We start from the raw sequence: 20216 nt of genomic DNA, 5'->3' as shown, positions 1-20216 counted from the left end.
ACGGCCTAGACTGAAGCTGCACACAAACTGGGTGCAGCCGCAGCTTCACGTTTTTGCCGGCCTTGTAAAGGCTTAATCACTGCGGCCCACCTGAACTCCACAGGAGGTGAGCCATGCATGACAGTCCACTTCGTTCGTCGCCTCATAAGCGCCAATGCCTGCTGCGCGCTCTGGCACTGGCTAGTCTGGCCATTGCAGGCATCACTTTGTCGCTTGCTTGGGACTTTTTAGCCAGCATAGACAGCATGCCCAAGATGCTCTGGCTGCAACAAATGCTTGCGCAAGTACCTGCTGCCAGTTGGCTGTTGATGTTTGTTTGGGGCTTCGCCATTCCGCTGGTCTTACTACTTAGCCTGCAGCAGACGCCTATTCGCAAGCTGCGCACCACCGCACTCATGCTGGCGCTGATGTGGGTTGCCATCACTTGGTATGTGCACATGCCCGCCAGCAGTCAGTGCGACGCGCTGTACAGCTCATGGGGCTGGGCCTGCTCGGTTTTGCAGTGGGGCTTTAGCATGAGTTTGCTTTTGGCCATTGCCGCCTATGCATTTTTGATGCTGGGCCTGATCATCAGTGCGCTAGGCCAGCTGGCTGAGGGCATGGAAAGCGACCCAAACCACGCTGCCTGAAGCCCCGGTAATCAAAAAAGCCTGCGGTGATTAGCGCAGGCTTTTTTTGCGTCAACACTCTATTCAGATTCAGCCTTTAATTTAGCTCTTAATTCGGCCAAACAGTCGCTTGTAACGCGGTGGCAAATCCTGCATGCGCATCATGATGGGCAGGTCTGCCGTGTTGAAGTCGCTGTCCCAGGCCGGGGCGCCCAGTACCTTCGCGCCAGCACGCAGATAACCTTGTATGAGGGCGGGAGCCTCCACCTTTAAAGCCTCTGGTGAAATACTGCTAATGCGCGCCAGCTCTTCAGGCAGGGCCACGCGGGGGCGCACTTGTAATTCAGGCTCGGCCAAATGGCTCTGGCGCAGTTGCTGCCAAATGCGCGCCGGGCCTTCGCCATGAGCCAGGCCGGGGTACTGCATGGGAATGCTGGCGCAGCCCACCATGGCTTCAAGCTGATTGCGCTGCATGAACTCAGCCAACGCGCCCCACAGCGCCAATATCACGCCGCCTTGCCTGTGCTCTGCATGCACGCAGCTGCGGCCCAGTTCTACCATCTGAGCACGCCAGGTGTTGATAGGAGTTAGATCGAATTCCTGATCGCTGTACAGACCACCGGCACGGCGAGCCTGCGCGGGAGTCAGCAGCCGGTAGGTGCCAATCACCTTGTTCTGCACTTCGTCGCAGACCATCAGGTGCTCGCAGAAGTCGTCAAAGGCGTCTATATCGTGGCCGGGTACGGGCGTCTGCAGCACAGCGCCCATTTCTTCGGCGAAGACCTGGTAGCGCAGGCGCTGGGCCTGACGCACTTCATCCAGGTGCCTAGCCCAGCGCACCTGCAGCCGCAAAACGGGCGCTGCAGCTTGTGCAGGGTTGTGGAGGCAAGCAAGCGGCGATCTCGATCTCAAAGCCGATACCGATACCGATACCGATTCTGGGGATGCTGTGATCGCCTCAAGTATCTCGGGGTGCCTCATGCCTGCTTTCCTCTCAGTGTTGGACGCAGTTGGCGGCCTGCCTGTGCCACACGGTATGTCTGCGTGCTTTGATTGTGAAAAATGCAGATGAAAGCAGCATGGCAGTTCGGTGACGTTTGCGTGACATCAAAAGAAAATGCTTGAACACTTAGAGGCGCAGACAACGGTGCGGGAATGTCTCCCAGCCCAAAGCCGGAGTGGGCGACAATGAGCGCATGAGCTTCGCCCCCCTCACCAATGACACCTTCCTGCGCGCATGCCGTCGCCAGGCTACTGACTACACGCCCCTGTGGCTGATGCGCCAGGCGGGCCGTTACCTGCCCGAGTACAAGGCCACCCGCGCCAAGGCTGGCAGCTTCATGGGCTTGGCCACCAATGTGGACTACGCCACCGAAGTGACGCTACAGCCGCTGGAGCGCTTCCCGCTTGACGCCGCCATTCTGTTCAGCGACATCCTCACGGTGCCAGACGCCATGGGCCTGGGCCTGACCTTTGCCGAAGGCGAAGGCCCCCGCTTTGCCAAAGTGGTGCGTGACGAGGCCGCAGTGGCCGCGCTGGCCGTGCCTGATATGGACAAGCTGCGCTATGTGTTCGATGCCGTAACCAGCATCCGCAAGGCGCTCAATGGCCGCGTGCCGCTGATCGGTTTCTCAGGCAGCCCTTGGACACTGGCTTGCTACATGACCGAAGGCAAGGGCAGCGACGACTACCGCACCGTCAAGTCCATGATGTACACGCGCCCCGACCTGATGCACCGCATTCTGGAAATCAACGCCGACAGCGTGGCCCAGTACCTGAATGCCCAGATCGACGCTGGCGCGCAGGCCGTGATGATTTTTGACAGCTGGGGCGGCGTGCTGGCCGATGGCGCTTTCCAAGAATTCAGCCTGAGCTACACCAAGCGCGTGCTGGCCCAGCTAAAGCGCACCGGCGTGGACGGTACTGATGTCCCTCGTCTGGTCTTCACCAAGGGCGGGGGCATTTGGCTCGATGAAATGAAGGACTTGGACTGCGAAGTTCTGGGTCTGGACTGGACCGCCAACTTGGGCAAGGCCCGCGCCATCGTGGGCGGCCAAGTCGGCGGCCCCGGCAAGGCGGTGCAAGGCAATATCGACCCCAATGTGCTGTTTGCAGCCCCCGAGCAAGTCGCAGCACAGGCCCGCGCTGTGCTCAACAGCTTTGGCAAGCCCCATACCGACAAAACCACGACCGGCCCTACCCATATCTTCAACTTGGGTCACGGCATCAGCCAGTTCACGCCACCTGAGCATGTGGCCGCGCTGGTTGAAGCAGTGCATAGCCACTCCCGCTTGCTGCGTACTCAGGGCTAAAAACAAAGTGCAGCAAGTGCCAATGCAAATCGCAAAATGGCACTTCCTGCACGCTTTTTAAGCACTTACTGCCCGTTTTTCAAGACAATCGCCTTAGTCATTCAAAAGGTTATTGCCTGACAATCGCTGGCTTCAAATGCAATACATCAGCTACAAATATTTGATTTAAAAGAATTAAATTCAAGAACCCGTGAAATGAAGCGCCAACGACATTTGGCGCTTTTTTATTTTTTACAACCACCCCCATCCGATAGTAAAAAGTTATCCACATACAGGGTAGAAAAAGCAATGCGCGCACGTGCAAGCTCTTGGATTAGTGCTATTTATTAAGGAGTTACAGAATTTGAGCTAGTGTTTACACGCATTTGGCTTAAGGGCTCATCTCAGTTGACAGCGACTCGAAGTCTGATTTATGCACAGATCAGGCAAAGCAGACTTCTTGCAAAAAATTTATATCCAGAGCCCTCTGAAAGCATTAAAAACAAATACAAGTAGTTGTTTTTAATAGATTTTTAATTTTCTCAAAACAAGTGATGATTGACTAAAACCTGACTTGCGATTGACACATAGTCGCTTTGGCGTATTTTTCCTCACAAAGTTATCCACAGGCCGCAAAGCCTTTGCAGGCCTCAAAATCTGCTATAGCTCTGAGAACATCGATCAGATCTGTGACCTTCTTCATCATTTCCGTCCATGCCCCACATCGTTCACGTTGCCGTTCAGACTCCTGCCCACAGCTCCGTTGGCGACCTGCTCAGTTACAGCAGCGATGAGGAACTGACACCCGGCACGCTGGTGCGCGTGCCGCTGGGTAAGCGAGAAATGCTGGGCGTGGTCTGGGATCAGCCCGCAAATGCCGAGCCCATGCCTGAAGGCATAGAGCTGCGCAGCGTTGCAGGCGTACTCGAAGGCATTGCTCCGCTGAGCCCTGAATGGCGGCGACTGGTGGCCTTTGCCGCCCATTACTACCAGCGCAGCCTGGGTGAGATTGCCGTATCGGCCCTGCCTCCCCATCTGCGCGACATGACGCCTGAGCAGCTGGCGCGGCGGCTGGCGCCACCCAAGGCGGCAAAACCCAAGAGCAAAAAGGCACAGACGGCAGCAGAGAAACAGGCCATAGAGACGCAAGAGGCCGTCGCCGAAGTTGGTACTGCACAAATCGTCATATCGCCTGCTATTCCTTTGGTAGCACTCAGTGCAGAGCAAGCCTTGGTCTTTGCGCAATTTGAGCAAAATCCCGGCCCATTCTTGCTCTACGGCAGCACCGGCAGCGGCAAGACCGAGGTCTATCTGCGCGCTGTGCAGGCAGTGATGGATGCCAACCCCGAAGCGCAGGCACTGGTGATGGTGCCCGAGATCAACCTGACCCCCCAGCTGGAGGAGCGTTTTGTGGCCCGCTTTACGCCGCAATACGGCCAAGAGGCGGTGGTCAGCATGCACAGCGGCATGACCAACCCGCAGCGCCTCAAAAGCTGGCTAGCCGCCCACACCGGCCGTGCACGCATTGTGCTGGGCACGCGCATGGCGATCTTTGCCAGCGTGCCGCAACTGGCACTGATCGTGGTGGATGAAGAGCATGACGCCAGCTACAAGCAGCAAGAAGGTGCTCGCTACTCCGCCCGCGACTTGGCGCTGTGGCGCGGGCGAGCCACCCACTCGAAAGTCATTTTGGGCAGCGCCACGCCATCGCTTGAAAGCTGGCACGCCAGCACACCCGCCGATCACGGTGGCTCTGGGCGCTACCTGCGGCTGAACATGCCCAGCCGCATTGGCTCGGCCAGCCTGCCCAAGGTGCGCTTGGTGGATATGACCCAGCAGCCGCGCAAGGCCGTGTTTTCGCCGCCGCTGCTGGACGCGATTACCGAGCGCGTCAAGCGCGGCGAGCAAAGCCTGATTTTGCTCAACCGCCGTGGCTTTGCGCCCGTACTGTTTTGCGCTGATTGCAGCTGGAAGAGCGACTGCCCGCATTGCAGCGCCCACCAGGTCTTTCACAAGGCCGACCGCACGCTGCGCTGCCACCACTGCGGCTTTACCCAGCGCGTGCCCTTTGCCTGCCCCACCTGCGGCAACCCGGACATCATGCCGCTGGGCAAGGGCACAGAACAACTACAAGAAGAGCTAGAACGCCTGCTGCGCAATGTGCAGCGCCCTGACGGCAACCCCACCCGTGTGGGCCGCATTGATGCAGACACCACCAAGGCCAAGGGCAGTCTGGAAGAGCAACTCGCCGAGGTACATGCCGGCGATGTGGATGTGCTGGTGGGCACGCAAATGGTGGCCAAGGGCCATGACTTTAGGCGCATCACGCTAGTCGCCGCCGTGCAGCCCGACAGCGCCCTTTACTCCAGTGACTACCGCGCGCCAGAGCGGCTGTTTTGCTTGCTCATGCAAGCCGCAGGCCGCGCCGGGCGCGATGCGCAATATGTGAAGGCGCAAGACAGCCAGCCGGAGATGTGGATTCAAAGCCACGACGCACAAAACGCCGTTTACGCTGCGCTGCGCAAACATGACTACCCGGCTTTTGCCCAGCAGCAACTCAAAGAGCGGCTAGACGCCGGAATGCCGCCCTTTGCCTTTCAAGCCATAGTCCGCGCTGATGCCCGCACGCAGAAAGCCGCGCAGGCCTTTTTGCTGGCCGCCACGCAGGTCGCACGCGATGCCAAGCTGCCCTATCTGGACGAGGTTTTCATCTACCCCCCCATCCCCATGGCGGTGCAGCGCGTGGCCAATGTAGAGCGCGCCCAGATGTTGCTAGAAGCCACCAACCGCAGCGCCTTGCTACGATTTTTGAATGCATGGCAGCAGTATCTGCACTGGCTGCGCGGCCTGCCAGAGCACAGGCCGCTAGTGCGCTGGCTGGTGGATGTGGACCCGCTCAGCATCTAGGCACTTTTCAAGGCATTTCGGCCTTGACCCAGCGACTGATATACGCAGGCAGCTATCAAATTCAAAGTAAGCACTGACGCCTCACGAAATCCATCAGGATTTGCGCGAATGGGCAGCGCGGCATGACTATTGCATGGTGTAGGGCTCGGCTCCACAAGAGGCCGATTCTTCAATCACGGAGCACTACTTCATGCAGAAAAACGTTTTCCGCCAGACGCTGCTGGCCGCCTCTATTGCTGTTCTCGGCGTTCTGTCCGCCCCTGGGGCAGCGCTAGCGCAAGACGCCTCGCCCGCCACAGCGCAAGCGGCTAAAGCCCAGAGCGCCAAACCCAATGTGGTGGTTCTGGCCACCGGCGGCACGATTGCCGGTGCAGGCGCCTCCAGCGTCAACAGCGCCACCTACGCCGCCGCCAAGGTGCCTGTGGACAAGTTGCTGGCCGGCCTGCCCGAGTTAGCGCAGCTAGCCAATGTACGCGGCGAGCAGGTGTTCCAGATCGCCTCTGAAAGCTTTACCAATGACAACCTGCTGACACTGGCCAAGCGCGTCTCGCAACTCTCCAAGCAAGCCGATGTAGACGGCATCGTCATCACCCACGGCACAGACACGCTGGTCGAGACCGCCTACTTCCTGAGCCTGACCGTCCACACCGACAAGCCCATCGCCGTGGTCGGCTCCATGCGCCCCGGCACCGCCTTATCGGCGGATGGCGCGCTGAACCTGCTCAATGCCGTCAGCGTGGCTGGCTCCAAAGATGCCAAGGGCAAAGGCGTCTTCGTCACCATGAATGACGAAATCAACACCGCCCGCGATGTGAACAAAGACATCAACATCCAGACCGGCGCCTTCAAGAGCCAGTGGGGCCCGCTGGGCATGGTGGTCGAGGGCAAAAACTACTGGTTCCGCGCCCCCGTCAAGCGCCACACCAATAACTCCGAGTTCAACATCGACAGCATCGACAAACTGCCCCAGGTCGACATCGTCTACGCCTACGGTTCAGTGCAGCCCACCGCTGTGAATGCACTGGTGGATGCGGGCGCCAAGGCGATTGTTCACGCTGGCACCGGCAATGGCTCGGTGGCTGACCGCATGGTCAAACCCCTGCAAGATGCACGCGCCAAGGGCACGCTGATCGTGCGCTCCTCACGCGTGCCTTACGGCTTTGTGCTGCGCAATGCCGAGCAGCCCGATGACAAGTACGACTGGGTGGTCGCCCACGATATGCGCCCCGAAAAGGCTCGCTTGCTGACGATGCTAGCACTGACCAAGGGTGCCAGTACGGCAGAGCTGCAGCGCATGTTCTGGGAGTATTGAGGATCACCCCCTGAGGCGCTAACGCGCCTTCCCCCTCTCTCGCTTCGCGGGAGGGGGACGACAGCATCGCTACGGGGCGGCCCTTGCTTGCTGTCCCTTTGTGGGTGTGTGCTTGGTTTTAGATTAGTTATCAAAACAGCGGCTTGTGCAGGTGGTGCTTGCACAAGCCGCTGTTTTTTTGCTATGTCATCAACGCCACGGCGGCGGAGAAGGTTAGGAAGGCAAGGCTAGTTGATACGAGGATGATTCTGGCAATGCGCCCGCTATGCGCGCCGTAGCGCTCGGTTAGCAGCGATACGTTGCTGGCCGATGGCAGTGCGGCCAGCAGCACGAGCACAACCAGTGTTTCGTGGCTCAGCGACAAGCCCATGCTTATCGCGCTCATACCCACCGCCCAGACTAGCATTGGGTGAATGATGAGTTTGGCCAGTGCAACCGGCACATGGTCGTGTGCAGCCACGCGTTCGTGGCTATTCATTTGAGAGCGGGCCAGCACCGCGCCAATGGTGAACAGGGCGACAGGCGATGCGGCACCCGCCAACATATCCACGGTTTTATCGATGGGGCCGGGCAGAACCCAACCCATGGCCGATGCCAGCCCACCCAGCAAGATGGACCAGGGCATGGGATTGGCAGCCATCCCTTTGAACGAATTGCGCACAGCAGTCCAGACACCTTGCCCTCCCGCCAGATCAAGCCGCGACAGCGCGATGCAGGCGGATGTGGTGATGACCATGTCGATCGCCATGCTCAGAATCACCGGCCCTGCGCTTTGCGCACCCAGCAAAGCCGCCAGCATGGGCACACCCATAAAGCCTGTGTTGGGGAAGGCAGCAACCAAAGCACCAAAAGCAGCATCGTTCCAGCCCATGCGCCTGCGCGTCAGCAGCACCGTGGTGCCCACCATGATGGCAGCGCATAGCAAGTAAACCAAGATGACGTTAAGGTCTAGCAGTTGCTCAACGGGCGTCTGCGCACCAAAGCGGTACAGCATGCAAGGCAGCGCAAAGAACAGAACAAAGGTGTTCAACCCGGCAATTGCCGCCTGCGGCAAGACGCCGCGCCATGTGGCGACGAAGCCGCAGGCTACCAGAGCGAAAAAAGGGAAGGTGATAAGGAGAACGGACAGCACGCGTAAATTGTGACAGCTGTAATTTTTGCCAAGAAGAATTGTCAGCACCGACCATCCCCCACAACAAAGCCTGCACAAGGCAGGCTTTGTTGTGGGGGATGGCAAGCGCCAGCGTCAGAGCTTGAGTTCTTTTTCCACTTCCGCCACCTTACGGCGGGCCAGCGCCAAGTTGGAGCGACTCTTGTCAAGCACAAGGTAGAAGAACACGCCGTCGTTAGCCGGTACAGGGCGAATGATGTGGTACTGCTTGCCTAGCGTAATCAGGATGTCATCAATCTGATCATCCAAGCTCAACATACGCATGGTTTTGAGCTTGGCACGCACCACTTCGGTGTTACCAGCGGCGGCCAGTTCCATATCCACGCCACTGCCAGCGCTGCCCATCAGCATGCCGCTGCTACTGTCCACCAGCGCACCACAAATGGCGCCGTCTGCGGTCATCAAAGCATTCAGAGAATCTTGAATAGAGGCCATAAATCCACCTTATAAAAAGCAAGACAAAGAACCCACGCAAAAACTGCGCACACCTTCAAACACAGAACTCCGGCGCACCTGCTATCAGGCCATAAACCCGGTTGAAACCTCGCCCGCCGCCCAAAGTGCGCGGCCTAGCAAGGCGTTCTGATCGACAACCAGACAAAGAACGGCGGGGAATGAGCCGTTCACTGCCTGAAAAACCACCGTACCCGACTCCGTCTCGAAGGTCAGGCGCCTGCAATCCTTTTGGCCAATTTCATTGGCCACGGCCTTTGCCATAGCCATAAGCGAGCCAGCCATTGCCGACAGTCGCTCCGTGGGCAAATCGCTGCTGATGCGCAGCGCCGTAATCTCAAACCCATCCGGGGTGCAAAGCAGCGCAATGTGTACGCCCGCCACCGGGGCGACTACGCGTTTCAAAATTTCTTGACCAGCCTCAATGACTTGGGCAGGAATGACAAAAGGAGTATGGGTCTTCATAGGGCTTGACTTTGCAGAGACAACAACGATGCCAGCACGCCGAGGGCATCCAACATCTGCTGACGATCACGGGGGTCAGCCTCGACAACGGGCACAACGTCATGCCCTTTGGCCATCAAGGCCGCACTAAAAGCTTCCAGCTGCGCACCCGTCGCGCTGCGGCAGCTCAAGAGAATCATCAAAGGCGCGGTATCCATCTGGGCCACACCGGTCAACATTTCAGAGGCGTAGTCGACGGAATCCGCATCGTTGACATCCACCATCAGCAGTGCGCCTAAGGATGCTGAAAGGACCCAGCGGCGCACAAAGTCAAAACGATCTTGGCCAGGGCTGCCGACCAGCTGCAAGCGCTCGCCAGAGCCCAGATCAATCTCACCAAACTCAGCGCCTACGGTGGTGAATTCTTTGGCGTGAGCCGCTTTATCCAGATTAGGCACATCGCTGCCTGCCATGAGCTTGCCGCAAAGGCTTTGCAAGGCCGTGGTTTTGCCAATGCCCATAGGGCCCAAAAGGCTCACCCGCATCAAGCCCTGACCGGGCTGGGGCATAAAAGCTGTCATGAACGTCCTCCGCGCGTAATCCAGCCCGTCAACTTGCTCACCCATTGGCGTGTAGCCGACGTCGCTGGCTGCGTTTTTGTTAATTTGGGCGCTGCAGCTGCCACTTGAGGGCTGCCGATGCTGCAGCGCAATACCGTCTGCACCTGAGGCAGGGACAACAGCGCCAATAATTGCGACAAGTCCATACCCGAATGATCACTCATGGACTTGGCATCAATGGGCCCGCGCGACAGCAGCGCCAGCACCCGCATATTCGCCGCCGTGTTAGCACTACCGTGCAGTGCCACCCACGAGCGCAATTGAAAGCGATGCACGCAGTCAAAGCCCTGCTGCTTCAACTCGTCTAAAGCACGCGACAGCGTCAATATCACGCTGGGCTTATGGCGCGCTCTCCAGTCCATTAAAAAGACCGCTGATCTATCGAGTATGTCGATCAGGTCGGACAGCGTGAAGTCCACATCCAAATGCGCCGCCCAGCCTTGCGAAGAACGGCCCAGCGGTTGCCTAGACGCATCTCCCCCCACGTACACAACACAAGGAGCCGTAATCTCGTCCTGGGCGACCAAAGGCTTAGAGCCATCAAGTACCAGCACTTCAGCTGACTGCTTGGGAACGAGGCGCCAGCCAGACAGTGACTTGCGTGAAGCCACTGCAAACAAAGAATCAAACCGCTGCTGAACTTCAACCGTCCAAAGCTCTGCAGCCAAGCTCACTTCACCAATGGTTCTCGCCATGCAGAGGACCCTAACTGTTAGAGAAAAACAAATAGACCATATCAAACATAGCAAGGTCGTTTGAGCTTCAACCTACTCAGATAAACGTCACGCAATTTCTCAGGCTACAAAATAAACACCTTATTACAACTAATTATTAAAGCTAAAAGGGAGTACCCGTGTAGGCGAAACACTCACTGTTCCCCTCTTTTTTATCAGTTGTGAGGACTGCGATCAGGTCTATTCGCAGTGAAGCGGTATGCTCCCAGTCCTTGTTTTTGATGATGGGTTTGTCAGCATCATGTCCGTTGGTCTCAATCTCGCTCAGCTTCAGGCCGTGCATTACACCGAAGGGCCTTGCCTTGTTCTGGCCGGCGCCGGCTCGGGCAAAACACGTGTAATTACGCACAAAATCGGCCGCTTGATCGAGACCGGCTTGGCGCCCCGCCGCATTGCCGCCATCACCTTCACCAACAAAGCCGCCGCTGAAATGCGCGAGCGCGCTGCGGGGCTGATTGGCAGGCAGGCCAAAGAGGTGCTGATCTGCACCTTTCACTCCTTAGGTGTGCGCATGGTGCGCGAAGATGGCCATATCCTCGGCCTTAAACCCAAATTCAGTATTCTGGACACCGATGATGTGACCGGCATCCTGAAAGACTGCGCCGGTGCAGGCACTGATGTGGCCACAGCCCGCCAATGGCAGTGGACCATCAGCAGCTGGAAGAACAACGGCTGGGACAGCCGCAAGGCGCTGGCCATGGCGCAAGACGATAACGAGCGCAGCACCGCTCTCATCATGCAGCGCTATGAAGAGCGCTTGACGGCCTACCAAAGTGTGGACTTTGACGACCTGATCGGCATGCCCATGCGCCTGCTAAAAAATCACATCGAAGTGCGCGAGAAATGGCAGCGCCTGCTGGGCCATGTGCTGGTCGATGAATACCAGGACACCAATGCCACGCAATATGATTTGCTCAAGATGCTGGTGGGCGAACGCGGGCACTTCACTGCTGTGGGTGACGATGACCAGTCCATCTACGGCTGGCGCGGAGCCACGCTGGACAATTTGAAGAAGCTGCCGGTTGATTTTCCGCAACTCAAAATCATCAAGTTGGAGCAAAACTACCGCTCCACCAGCGCCATTTTGCGGGCGGCCAACAATGTGATTGGCCCCAACCCCAAGCTGTTTCCCAAGACGCTGTTCTCCGAGCTGGGTGAAGGCGAGCCGGTGCGCATTGTTGATTGCGACACCGAAGAACACGAAGCCGAGCGCGCCGTGGCCCGCATTCAAAGCCTGCGCGCCAGCATGAATCCGCAGCCTGCGTGGAAGGATTTCGCTATCCTCTACCGCGCCAATCACCAAGCCAAACCGTTTGAAAAAGCTCTGCGCAAGGTCAGTATTCCGTACAAGGTCTCGGGCGGCACCAGCTTCTTTGATCGCGCAGAAATCAAGGACCTGTGCGCCTGGTTTCGCTTGTGGATTAACAACGATGATGACCCGGCGTTTTTGCGCTCCATCGGCACACCTAAGCGGGGCATTGGTCACACCACCTTGGGCAAGCTGGGCGAATTCTCAGGCGCACACAAGCTCAGCATGTTTGGCGCATTGTTCAATGCCATGCTGGAAGACGCCCTGCCCAAAAAAGCTTTTGAGAGCCTGCTGGAGTTTGGCCGCTACATCAACGACTTGGAATACCGCGCCCGCCATACGCTGGGAGTCGATGCTTCTCGCGCCTTCTTGCTGGACTGGCTCAAAGAAATTGGCTACGAGCAGTATCTGTATGACAGTGAAGACAGCGAGTCCGTAGCCGCTGCACGCTGGAGCAATGTGCTGGAGTTTTGCGACTGGATGGCCCAGCGCGCAGGCGGCAAGATTGAAGATGCAGCAGGCACGACCACAGAGACGGAGGTCAAGAGCCTGCTCGAAGTTTCACAGAACATTGCCTTACTCTCCACCATCAGCGAGCGCGAGAAAGAGCAAGACATGGTCGTGCTCTCCACCTTGCACGCCTCCAAAGGTCTGGAGTGGCCGCATGTCATGCAAGTGGGCGTGACCGAAGGCATGCTGCCCTTCAAGCTCGACGACGACAACGGCAAACAGCTCAAAGTCAGCGATGAAACCACAGCCCGCCTGCAGGAAGAGCGCCGCCTGATGTATGTGGGCATCACCCGCGCCCAGCGCTCACTGGCCGTGAGCTGGACCAAGCGCCGCAAAAAAGGCCGCGAAATGGTGGCTTGTATGCCCAGCCGCTTCATTAAAGAAATGGGGCTGGACGCTGCCACCGCCAAAGAAGACCCGCGTGAAAAGCTACGCAAGCTGCGCGAAGAATTTGCCGCACGCAAAGCCCCGCCAGCGCCGGGTGCGGCGAACTAAGACCGACCATGAATCTGAAAACTCTTCTTTTCATAGCAGCCAGTGCTTGTGCTACATGCACTTGGGCACAGATTGACCTTAAATCTGCCACCATTTGCCCACAAGACTGGCAGATGAGCGACAAGCAATTGCAAGGTGAATGGTTAGCATCCATCGCAGGCAGCAACGACACGATTCGTATCGTTTTAGGCCCGCACCCTGAGTGGAGAGGTAATGTCAAAGGCAGCATCAGCCGCCCTGCCAGCACCCACCCCATGGTGGGCGATGTGAATCAAAACTCCGTCACACTGGAAGAAAGCGCTGATGGCTCTCGCATCACCGGCACTTGGCTAGGTGAAGTACAAACTGGCAGCTGCGGCACAGAAATTCACGGTGATTACCTGGCAGGCGAAGATGCACCACCTCAGACCTTCATCCTGCGCAAGGCTAAGCCTTGAGCAGCGATCTGTTAGGGTCTGCTGAGAATTGATCGAAGATCGCGTTGCGGCGGCAAGGGGTTGAATGCAAGGCGCACACCTGCAGCAAGGCTCGTGCCTTGCAAAGGTGAGCAACGCCGCAGACACCCCTTGCCGCCGCAACCCAAAGGGAAGGAGGCAGGCCGGCCGCCACTTTTCGTTGCACTCCTTGTGCGGTATAACACCCGCACTGCGTCACACCCCCTGGATTGGCAGCCGGCCTGCCCCCTTCGCGACTCCGAGCAAATCTCAACAGACCCTAGCCCTTGGCAATCCACCTGTAAATCCTTTGACACTATGAGCCAACGCATACTCACACCGCACCCACTAACCCTGAGCGTTAGCCTTGCGCTGATGAGCGCCTTTATGCCAGCCGCGGCCAGCAGTGCAGAAACCAGCGGCCCACAAAGCTGGCAGCAATGCGCCGCCACCACAAGTAACACCGACCGACTGGCCTGCTTTGATGCTTGGGCACAGCAAAAAAATCCGGTAGCAGCGCCACCGGCCACCGGCTGGAGTGCCCCGCTGGTGGAGTCATCGCCTGCATCACAACCCGCATTGGCCAGCAATACAGATAACGCCACTGCTACCAGCCAAGCCAGCGCCGACGCAGGCCAAGGCTTGACCCCAACCAACGGCGGCTGCCGCGACCCGCGTTACAGCGAAATGTCACGCTACTTCGAGCTGGAGCCCGGCTCTGACTGCGGCACCTTCAACTTCCGTGGTTACCGACCCATGTCGGTGTCTGTGGTCATGGGGGACGAAATCAATCGTGAACCCAGCTCACCGAGCCGAGGCTCAGCGCCCAGCCAGCCCTATCAGCACCATGAGATGCGGTTGCAACTATCCGCGCGCACCAAGATTGCCTCTGGCCTGCTGACCGGCCCCACCTCCTCGGGCAAAGACTCGCTGTGGTTTGGCTACTCTCAGCAGTCGTACTGGCAGTTGTTTAACAGCGAAATTTCGCGCCCCTTTCGCACCACAGATCATGAGCCGGAAGTCTTCTACGTCTACCCCACAGACGCCAAGCTGCCCTTTGGCTGGCGCTGGCGCTACTCTGGTATCGGATTGGTGCACCAATCCAACGGCCAGAGCAATCCACTCTCGCGCAGCTGGAACCGTTGGTATCTAATGACCGGCGCCGAGCTTGGCAACCGCTGGCAAGTCAACGCCAAGGTCTGGCAGCGCATGAAAGAAAGCGCACTAGAAGACGACAACCCCAATATTCAAGACTACATCGGCCGCGGTGAAGTCAAACTGGGCTGGAACGTCAACGCGCAAAACACTTTGAGCCTGAGCGCACGCGGCTCCATAGGCCAAGGCAAAGGGTCAGGGCGCGTCGAATGGCTGCGCACGCTGGGTGAAGGCTGGAACGGCGGCAAGAGCAATCTGCGCTTGCATGTTCAGCTGTTCAGCGGCTACGGCGACAGCCTGATCGACTACAACAAAAAGCGTACGGTCTTGAGCGTGGGCCTGAGCCTGCTGGACTTTTAAGAGTCGCTCAACATCTCAGCCAGCAGCAAACGCTGCTGGCTGCGAAACCACGCATCAAGCCAGAAACCCCGAGGCTTTGGCCTGCGCCGCCAAAAGCTCGGTAAACCGCGCATAGCCTTGGGCGTTGGCATGCACCTGATCGGCGCGCAGCGCTTTATCGCTCAAGACATCGCTCCATGCATCCGCTAGCAGCGCCACCTTGTAGTCTTGTGCCAGCGTTTTATAAATGGGGTGATCTTTCATACGCCCGGTTAGCGCTGCACTCATGCTTAGCTCTGGCACGGCAACTAGCAGCACCGGAATAGCCTTGCTTTTGCACAGCTGCAGCATGCGACTGATTTCGTCCTGCGTGCCTTGCGCGCTATTGCGTTGAAGCCAGTCATTACCACCGGCGCACAAAATCACCAAAGCAGGCTGATGCTCGTCGAGCAAACCAGGCAGGCGCGAGCCAATTTGGCTGCTGGTCTCGCCTGAAATGCCTGCATTGACCACCTTCCAGCCAGTACGTTCAGCCAGCACACGGGGGTAGGCTGTATCAGCACTAGCGCCCACGCCTTGGGTCAGAGAGTCCCCCAGCGCCAACACAGTTGAGCCCGCGGGAATGGCAGCAGCCTTGGCCGATTTTTTGCCGCAAGCTGCCAATAAAGCGCTGCCGCCAGTCAACACCGCAGCCGTGCGCAGCATTTGAAGCGCGTCGCGCCTGCTTGGATCAAATATCAGCTTCATTAAATCTCTCAAAATATGCAGATGAAAAATGGCGCCAGTCCCGCCTTCAAGGTCATCGCCCGACTGTAAACGGCCACATGCCAAGTAGCTGCACAAATGCAGGCCAAAAGTCTCTCAGATCACGCCTTGCGACTATCTTTTCTTGTTCAAACTAGCGTCACCATTGAGCGCAATCTTCGATCAACGCTCAACAGCCGCTAAGCGCGATTTTCTAAAAACCCTTCTTTTGGCCGATTTCGTAGAGAATCCCTGCACGCAGTCTTGCGCGCCACAGACTTGAGGACATGATTCATGGACTTACTGCATCTGAAGTATCAGCTCAGATCCGGGCACTACTATCTCTACGACATGCGTGATGCGCCCAACGTCATCACGGGTGAACGCCCTTACCGCCTCAAAACAGAGATGGTGGCTATTGCTTTTGACCGCATCACAGGGCTCGTGCACAAGCATGGCCAGCCCACCCGCATCAACTCTTGGGCCATGGGCACGCAGCGCCGTCTGCGCATCGCCGGCGACTGGGATGAGGCAGACCGATTGGTCGTGGTGTCTGGCCCGCTGCCCGAAGACGAAATCAACAAATGCCTGCGCGTGAAAGGCTACTGCCGCTGGCTACTCAACCGCCTTGCGAACATGCCGCATGGCAAGTTTTCGGCCTACCAAAACGCAAAGCGGCGCAACTGGCAAAGACATGAAGCCAGCCAGCAACGCCAAGCGGCTTGATTGAGCACCAAATAGTCAGAAAGTCCTTATCGCATAAAGACGTTCAGCTATCAAATCAGGACTTCAATCTCCCCCTGCGTCGTTCTCTTCATCCGCAGCTTCATTTTCTTCTGGCATTTTCACAATCGTTACCGGCAAGCGGCTGTGACGCGCCACTTCGCGTGAAACCGAGCCAATCAAAATGCTCCTCAACCCACCGCTGCCCGTTGCGCCAATGATGATTTGATCGCACTCGGTGCTTTCAGCAATATCAATCAATGTGTTCGCTTCTTCACCCAGACTGATTTCCACTTCATACGAAGCACCTGCGGCTTTGAGCAATTCCTGAGCAGACGCTACCAAGTCCATACCAGCCTCAATGCTGGCATTGGCAATCAAGTCTGAATCTGTCGTTGCCAGCTCCAAAAGCGTGGCCTCTTTTTGCACATGAGCTATGACAAAGTGAGCATTCAGCCCACTGTGTAAAAGCTTGATGCCGTAGCGAACGGCCTCAATCGAGACATCAGACCCATCCACTGCAATCATGATCTTGAGCATGGTTTTCTCCTGTTCGACGTGAGCTTCAGTGTAGGCGCAGGTCACAAAGCCGGGTTGTAAATCTGGGGCAAGCAGCGGCTATTGCAGCAGGGCTCTCGGGCATCTGGGAAAATAGCCGACTATGTTGCAGTTTGACCTTCTCAAAAACGACCCGAGCAGCCATGCGCGCCGCGGCACCCTCACTCTGAACCACGGCAAGGTACAGACCCCCATCTTCATGCCCGTGGGCACGTATGGCACCGTCAAAGGTGTGATGCCCCGCAGCCTGGAGGAAATGGGCGCTCAGATCATTCTGGGCAACACCTTCCATCTGTGGATGCGCCCCGGCCAAGACATCATGAAGAGCTTTGGCGGCCTGCACGGCTTTGAGAAGTGGAACAAGCCTATCTTGACCGACTCGGGCGGCTTTCAGGTCTGGTCGCTGGGATCCATGCGCAAGATCACGGAAGAAGGTGTGCACTTTCAAAGCCCCGTCAACGGCGACAAGCTGTTCATGTCGCCCGAAGTGAGCATGCAGATTCAGACGACGTTGAACTCAGACATCGTCATGCAGCTCGACGAATGCACGCCGTATGAAACCAACGGCAAGAAGACGACTGAAGCCGAAGCGCGCAAATCCATGGAGATGAGCCGCCGCTGGGCCAAGCGCTCACAAGAAGAATTTGAGCGCTTGGAAAATCCCAACGCCCTGTTCGGCATCGTGCAAGGCGGCATGTTCTTGAACCTGCGCGAAGAGTCGCTGCAAGGCTTGCTGGAACTCGACTTCCCCGGCTACGCCGTCGGTGGCGTCTCTGTGGGTGAGCCCAAGGACGAGATGCTGGAGATCATGGCGCATACGCCGCACCTGCTACCTGCGAACAAGCCCCGCTACCTGATGGGTGTGGGCACGCCAGAAGATCTGGTGCAAGGCGTGGCCGATGGCGTGGACATGTTTGACTGCGTGATGCCCACCCGCAACGCACGCAACGGCACCATCTTCACGCGTTATGGCGACCTGAAACTGCGCAATGCCCGCCATAAGACCGACCACCAGCCCATCGACACCACCTGCACCTGCCACGCTTGCGCCGGCACCAGCGGCGTGAGCTGGGACGATGGCGGTCGCGAAGGCTTTAGCCGCGCCTATCTGCACCACCTTGACCGCTGCGGTGAGATGCTTGGCCCTATGCTGACCACCATCCACAACCTGCATTACTACCTGAACCTGATGCAAGAAGTGCGTAACGCGCTGGATGCGGGCACGTTTGCCCAGTTCCGCGTCCAGTTCAAGTCAGACCGCGCACGCGGGGTTTAAGAGCTGCTCTAAGCCCATCAAACCGGCTGCAACAAGCCACAAAAAAGCCAGAGCAAGTCTCTGGCTTTTTTCATATCAAACGCTTGATATGGGTTTGCTGTCAGCGCCTTCTTGAGGTTCAACGGCGGCTGGCTTATCCAAACCCGTAAACAGCTTGCTCGCTGATGTGCCGCAGCTATGGCAAAAACGGGCAAAAGCATTTTTGCGAGTCTGGCAATTGCCGCAGTGGTCAAACAAGCCAATACCGCAGTGGGGGCAGAAGTCAATTTCGGTATTCTTCAAGTCCACGGGGCGCTCACAGCCTGGGCATACGCTCTTGGCCAGTCTTTCCAGCGCCACGTCATAGCTCAGCTCTTCACGCCGCTGCACCTCAGGCAAGGCCTCTTGCAGCTTTTGCTTTTCCAAATAGCGGTTCAGCGCCACGATGGCAGAGCGGCCCAGCAGCACCGTGACCAAAATGCCCACTATGTAGCGCACATAGCCGCCGTAGTCGGGCAGATAAGGCACCAATTCGACGAAGAAGGCAAACAGCGCAAAGAAGATAAAGCCCCAGACAAACGGCCACCATGTGCTCTTGCGTTTTTTGGCAAACAACCAGCCCGCAATCACCAGCAATGGCAAGGTGATGGCCAGACGCAGCAAGAAGACACGCAGCTCACTGGCGCGAGCGGCAGTTTGATACTCGGGGTAAGCCTGATCGCGCAGATTGCTCATTTCAGACTCTGCGCTTGAGAGCGACTGCGAAGCATCTAAGCTCTTCATCGTCTCCTGCTCAAGCGCCTGCCTAGCCTTGCCCTCGCTTTGCTTGAGGTCATCCAACACCTTGCTGCGGGCAATCAGCTCGGCATCTTGCTCGGGGCGCTCTGTGGCGCGACGCGTCGCAATCCAGTTGTCAAACGTATCGCGTGCAGATTGATAGCGCGAGCGCTCTGCATCGTATTTGAGCTGAGCCTTGTCCTGCGCTCTGGATGCTGCATTTGACAGTTTCTGCGCCTTGTCGATCTCGCCCTGCACCCGCTGGGCATCGGCTGCTGGAATAAAAGACTCCACCTCCAGCGAATGGTTGGGTTGGGGCAGATTACCAACCACCAAACCACCCAAACCAATCAGAAAAAAGGCAAAGGCCAGCGCCACCAGCCACAGGCCGCGGCGAAACCATTTTTCAGGCAAGCGCAGAGATTTACTCACGAGTGTTTACTCCTAAAGTAATAGCTATCAGTCAAATAACTATGCTGACCAGCAAACTTTTTTATTCAATTTACTGCACCGTGCGTACGGCTTGCGCCATCTGCGTGCGCAGCAGCCATTGGGTGACCGAGTCAACAGTCACTGTCTCAATGCGGCTGGCGTAGCGCTTGTCATTGGGGTGATCGTCAAAAGCAATATTGGCGGCGGTCATGCGTCCACCCAAGCGCGAGAAAGCGCGAACAATCAGTGCGCCGGGCTCGTAACCCTTGGCCTGCAGCCAAGCCTGCGCCTGTGCGCGGTTTTGAATAGCAGCGGGGTCCATCGCAGCGGCCAGCGTCTCTGTCGCCCACTGGTTGGACTGCTGATACTTGCTGCCCCATGCATAGCTCACCATGCTGTAAGGCTCGCTTTGCAAACGCAGCACCGAAGGCGCTGTCAAAAATTGCAGCAGCGCTTGCTGCACCGCAGGCGTGGGCACCTGAATGGCTGCCTCATAGCGCCACAAATCGTCTAGAAAGAATTCACCCAGCCCTTGCCGGTACACATGGCCGCCGGCCGTGCCACATTCGTTGAGCTTGTGGGCCACACGCCATGGGCCTGTGGGCGTTTTATAGGCCCAGCCATAGTGCGAATATTTGAGGTCGTACTTACTCAGATCCTGCCCCTCGCGTGCCAGCAGAACAACCTGTGTGCCATTTTTTTGAAACTCGGCATCCAGCACCTTGTATGTGCGCGCTGCCAGGTTCAGCCCCTTGGCCATCACTTCAGGCGTCAGCGGCTTGTTTTCACAACTGCGCCCCGCTTGTGCCGACCCCGCCCAAGCGATGAGCGCCGCGCCCAGTGCCAATATCAGCGGGTTGGGGATATGCGAGCTGGTGCTCTGCACGGGGGGCATTGCGTGCACAACATTGGTGGTTTCGCTGGTGTTTTTGTCTGGCATACGCG

General features: G+C 57.6%; 19 protein-coding genes. 9 read left to right on the top strand and 10 right to left on the bottom strand.

The features are described 5' to 3' along the window. The first annotated feature begins 113 nt into the window (after positions 1-113). Positions 114-629, top strand: a complete 516-nt coding sequence (locus tag KUF54_RS13210) for a hypothetical protein (protein ID WP_219343257.1) — start codon at positions 114-116, stop codon at positions 627-629. Positions 630-710: 81 nt separating this feature from the next. On the opposite strand, the gene KUF54_RS13205 is transcribed toward KUF54_RS13210, so the two are convergent. Next, positions 711-1589 carry a GNAT family N-acetyltransferase gene (locus KUF54_RS13205; protein WP_219343256.1) on the bottom strand — a complete coding sequence of 293 codons (879 nt, stop codon included), beginning with the start codon at positions 1587-1589 and terminating at the stop codon, positions 711-713. Between the two features lie 215 nt (positions 1590-1804). Between KUF54_RS13205 and hemE the strand changes: the two genes are divergently transcribed. The 3 genes from hemE to KUF54_RS13190 all read left to right on the top strand — a co-directional run bounded on the left by hemE (position 1805) and on the right by KUF54_RS13190 (position 7118). Further along, positions 1805-2920 (top strand): uroporphyrinogen decarboxylase, encoded by a 1116-nt coding sequence (gene hemE / locus KUF54_RS13200; RefSeq protein ID WP_219343255.1) that lies wholly within the window; start codon positions 1805-1807, stop codon positions 2918-2920. A gap of 693 nt (positions 2921-3613) precedes the next feature. Then, entirely contained in the window at positions 3614-5806 is a 2193-nt protein-coding gene (gene priA, locus KUF54_RS13195; protein WP_219343254.1) for a primosomal protein N', read from the top strand. A gap of 190 nt (positions 5807-5996) precedes the next feature. Beyond that, positions 5997-7118, top strand: coding sequence for a type II asparaginase (locus KUF54_RS13190; protein ID WP_219343253.1), 1122 nt, complete (start codon positions 5997-5999; stop codon positions 7116-7118). A 181-nt stretch (positions 7119-7299) separates the two neighbouring features. Here the strand turns inward: KUF54_RS13190 and KUF54_RS13185 are convergent, their stop codons facing one another. The 5 genes from KUF54_RS13185 to KUF54_RS13165 all read right to left on the bottom strand — a co-directional run bounded on the left by KUF54_RS13185 (position 7300) and on the right by KUF54_RS13165 (position 10501). Continuing rightward, complete coding sequence (locus KUF54_RS13185) at positions 7300-8250, bottom strand: AEC family transporter (RefSeq protein ID WP_219343252.1); 951 nt, start codon at positions 8248-8250, stop codon at positions 7300-7302. A 114-nt stretch (positions 8251-8364) separates the two neighbouring features. Continuing rightward, positions 8365-8724: a hypothetical protein gene (locus KUF54_RS13180; protein WP_219343251.1), complete on the bottom strand. Its 360-nt coding sequence runs from the start codon at positions 8722-8724 to the stop codon at positions 8365-8367. 84 nt (positions 8725-8808) lie between these two features. Further along, on the bottom strand, positions 8809-9207 hold the full coding sequence (locus KUF54_RS13175; RefSeq protein WP_219343250.1) for a roadblock/LC7 domain-containing protein: 399 nt from the start codon (positions 9205-9207) through the stop codon (positions 8809-8811). Continuing rightward, the gene (locus KUF54_RS13170) at positions 9204-9767 is read right to left on the bottom strand and encodes an ATP/GTP-binding protein (protein WP_219343249.1); all 564 of its coding nucleotides are present in this window, start codon (positions 9765-9767) and stop codon (positions 9204-9206) included. Before KUF54_RS13170 ends, KUF54_RS13175 begins: the two co-directional genes overlap by 4 nt. Next, a complete protein-coding gene (locus tag KUF54_RS13165; RefSeq protein WP_219343248.1) occupies positions 9764-10501 on the bottom strand; it encodes a hypothetical protein in 738 nt (245 codons plus the stop codon). The genes KUF54_RS13170 and KUF54_RS13165 overlap by 4 nt, the downstream gene beginning before the upstream one ends. Before the next feature lie 280 nt (positions 10502-10781). On the opposite strand from KUF54_RS13165, the gene KUF54_RS13160 reads away from it, so the two are divergent. From KUF54_RS13160 to KUF54_RS13150, 3 genes are all read left to right on the top strand, one after another. Then, positions 10782-12854 carry an ATP-dependent helicase gene (locus tag KUF54_RS13160; protein ID WP_219343247.1) on the top strand — a complete coding sequence of 691 codons (2073 nt, stop codon included), beginning with the start codon at positions 10782-10784 and terminating at the stop codon, positions 12852-12854. Positions 12855-12862: 8 nt separating this feature from the next. Continuing rightward, positions 12863-13291, top strand: coding sequence for a hypothetical protein (locus KUF54_RS13155; protein WP_219343246.1), 429 nt, complete (start codon positions 12863-12865; stop codon positions 13289-13291). Between the two features lie 315 nt (positions 13292-13606). Then, positions 13607-14803 carry a phospholipase A gene (locus tag KUF54_RS13150; RefSeq protein ID WP_219343245.1) on the top strand — a complete coding sequence of 399 codons (1197 nt, stop codon included), beginning with the start codon at positions 13607-13609 and terminating at the stop codon, positions 14801-14803. A gap of 54 nt (positions 14804-14857) precedes the next feature. Here the strand turns inward: KUF54_RS13150 and KUF54_RS13145 are convergent, their stop codons facing one another. Beyond that, positions 14858-15529, bottom strand: a complete 672-nt coding sequence (locus KUF54_RS13145; RefSeq protein ID WP_219343244.1) for a GDSL-type esterase/lipase family protein — start codon at positions 15527-15529, stop codon at positions 14858-14860. A 300-nt stretch (positions 15530-15829) separates the two neighbouring features. On the opposite strand from KUF54_RS13145, the gene KUF54_RS13140 reads away from it, so the two are divergent. Then, positions 15830-16252 carry a hypothetical protein gene (locus KUF54_RS13140; protein WP_255576449.1) on the top strand — a complete coding sequence of 141 codons (423 nt, stop codon included), beginning with the start codon at positions 15830-15832 and terminating at the stop codon, positions 16250-16252. Between the two features lie 63 nt (positions 16253-16315). Here the strand turns inward: KUF54_RS13140 and KUF54_RS13135 are convergent, their stop codons facing one another. Continuing rightward, complete coding sequence (locus tag KUF54_RS13135; protein ID WP_219343242.1) at positions 16316-16789, bottom strand: universal stress protein; 474 nt, start codon at positions 16787-16789, stop codon at positions 16316-16318. 121 nt (positions 16790-16910) lie between these two features. On the opposite strand from KUF54_RS13135, the gene tgt reads away from it, so the two are divergent. Continuing rightward, entirely contained in the window at positions 16911-18083 is a 1173-nt protein-coding gene (gene tgt, locus KUF54_RS13130) for a tRNA guanosine(34) transglycosylase Tgt (protein ID WP_219343241.1), read from the top strand. A gap of 75 nt (positions 18084-18158) precedes the next feature. Here the strand turns inward: tgt and KUF54_RS13125 are convergent, their stop codons facing one another. Next, a complete protein-coding gene (locus KUF54_RS13125; RefSeq protein ID WP_255576099.1) occupies positions 18159-19271 on the bottom strand; it encodes a serine endopeptidase in 1113 nt (370 codons plus the stop codon). Between the two features lie 70 nt (positions 19272-19341). After that, entirely contained in the window at positions 19342-20166 is an 825-nt protein-coding gene (locus KUF54_RS13120) for a DUF2145 domain-containing protein (protein ID WP_219346403.1), read from the bottom strand. Positions 20167-20216 lie beyond the last annotated feature (50 nt).

The sequence above is a fragment of the Comamonas sp. Y33R10-2 genome (assembly GCF_019355935.1).
Classification (GTDB): domain Bacteria; phylum Pseudomonadota; class Gammaproteobacteria; order Burkholderiales; family Burkholderiaceae_C; genus Comamonas.
This window is presented reverse-complemented; position numbering and strand designations above follow the sequence as displayed.

What these genes read in the sequence shown, in the direction of transcription:
- KUF54_RS13120 (WP_219346403.1), bottom strand. Translation starts at nt 20,166, where the DNA reads ATGCCCCCCGTGCAGAGCACCAGCTCGCATATCCCCAACCCGCTGATA.
- tgt (WP_219343241.1), top strand. Translation starts at nt 16,911, where the DNA reads ATGTTGCAGTTTGACCTTCTCAAAAACGACCCGAGCAGCCATGCGCGC.
- KUF54_RS13145 (WP_219343244.1), bottom strand. Translation starts at nt 15,529, where the DNA reads ATGAAGCTGATATTTGATCCAAGCAGGCGCGACGCGCTTCAAATGCTG.
- KUF54_RS13210 (WP_219343257.1), top strand. Translation starts at nt 114, where the DNA reads ATGCATGACAGTCCACTTCGTTCGTCGCCTCATAAGCGCCAATGCCTG.
- KUF54_RS13160 (WP_219343247.1), top strand. Translation starts at nt 10,782, where the DNA reads ATGTCCGTTGGTCTCAATCTCGCTCAGCTTCAGGCCGTGCATTACACC.
- KUF54_RS13150 (WP_219343245.1), top strand. Translation starts at nt 13,607, where the DNA reads ATGAGCCAACGCATACTCACACCGCACCCACTAACCCTGAGCGTTAGC.
- KUF54_RS13175 (WP_219343250.1), bottom strand. Translation starts at nt 9,207, where the DNA reads ATGAAGACCCATACTCCTTTTGTCATTCCTGCCCAAGTCATTGAGGCT.
- KUF54_RS13205 (WP_219343256.1), bottom strand. Translation starts at nt 1,589, where the DNA reads ATGAGGCACCCCGAGATACTTGAGGCGATCACAGCATCCCCAGAATCG.
- KUF54_RS13180 (WP_219343251.1), bottom strand. Translation starts at nt 8,724, where the DNA reads ATGGCCTCTATTCAAGATTCTCTGAATGCTTTGATGACCGCAGACGGC.
- KUF54_RS13135 (WP_219343242.1), bottom strand. Translation starts at nt 16,789, where the DNA reads ATGCTCAAGATCATGATTGCAGTGGATGGGTCTGATGTCTCGATTGAG.
- hemE (WP_219343255.1), top strand. Translation starts at nt 1,805, where the DNA reads ATGAGCTTCGCCCCCCTCACCAATGACACCTTCCTGCGCGCATGCCGT.
- KUF54_RS13165 (WP_219343248.1), bottom strand. Translation starts at nt 10,501, where the DNA reads ATGGCGAGAACCATTGGTGAAGTGAGCTTGGCTGCAGAGCTTTGGACG.
- KUF54_RS13170 (WP_219343249.1), bottom strand. Translation starts at nt 9,767, where the DNA reads ATGACAGCTTTTATGCCCCAGCCCGGTCAGGGCTTGATGCGGGTGAGC.
- KUF54_RS13190 (WP_219343253.1), top strand. Translation starts at nt 5,997, where the DNA reads ATGCAGAAAAACGTTTTCCGCCAGACGCTGCTGGCCGCCTCTATTGCT.
- KUF54_RS13155 (WP_219343246.1), top strand. Translation starts at nt 12,863, where the DNA reads ATGAATCTGAAAACTCTTCTTTTCATAGCAGCCAGTGCTTGTGCTACA.
- priA (WP_219343254.1), top strand. Translation starts at nt 3,614, where the DNA reads ATGCCCCACATCGTTCACGTTGCCGTTCAGACTCCTGCCCACAGCTCC.